This window comes from Clostridioides sp. ZZV15-6597 (assembly GCF_020657815.1).
Classification (GTDB): Bacteria; Bacillota; Clostridia; order Peptostreptococcales; family Peptostreptococcaceae; genus Clostridioides.
On record NZ_JAGWCT010000238.1, the window covers coordinates 1 to 704 of the forward strand.

The window sequence follows — 704 nt, forward strand, 5'->3', positions numbered from 1 at the left end:
ATTACTATTTATACTTAATTAACCATATTTATTTTACCAAAACCATTTTTTTATATTCACAAAAAAACACAATAACTTAGATTATTTTAAACCGTCTAAAAAATTTAAAACTATAAACTAAATTACTGTGTTCTTCATATTTTTATTTTAAAATTAACATTTCTATTGTAAAATTAACATTATCTTTGTATAACATTTTATTCATTTGTTACTGCTTCTTGATAAGTTTCTATAGCAGGCAACTCTTCAAGGCTTTCTATATTTAACAGCTTTAAAAATTCATCTGTTGTCTTATAAATTATTGGTTTTCCTATTTTATTAAGTCTACCAGCCTCTCTTATAAGTTGATTTTCAAATAGAGTTTGTAACACCTTATCACATTTTACTCCCCTTATATCTTCTATCTCTACTTTTGTTATTGGTTGTTTATATGCAATTATAGTAAGAGTCTCTAGTGTAGCTTGACTCAAACTTTTCTTTTTCTTTGGTTCAATAATTTTTTTTATATATTCTGCATAATCTTCATTTGTACACATTTGATATTTGTTTTCCAATTTGATTATCTGAATACCTCTATTTTTTTCTCTATACTCATCAATAAGCAAATTTAACATAATCTCTATCTCTTTTGATGAAAGTTCTTTATTTATTATATAATTTAATTCTTTTATACTTATTGGGTCACCATATGCAAACATAATAGA

Annotated in this window: 1 protein-coding gene; it reads right to left on the reverse strand. The window is 23.4% G+C overall.

The window, feature by feature from the left end:
• Positions 1-197 precede the first annotated feature (197 nt).
• Positions 198-704: SMC-Scp complex subunit ScpB (gene scpB, locus KGF52_RS21045; RefSeq protein WP_227841527.1), on the reverse strand; the 507-nt coding region annotated here is incomplete at its 5' end.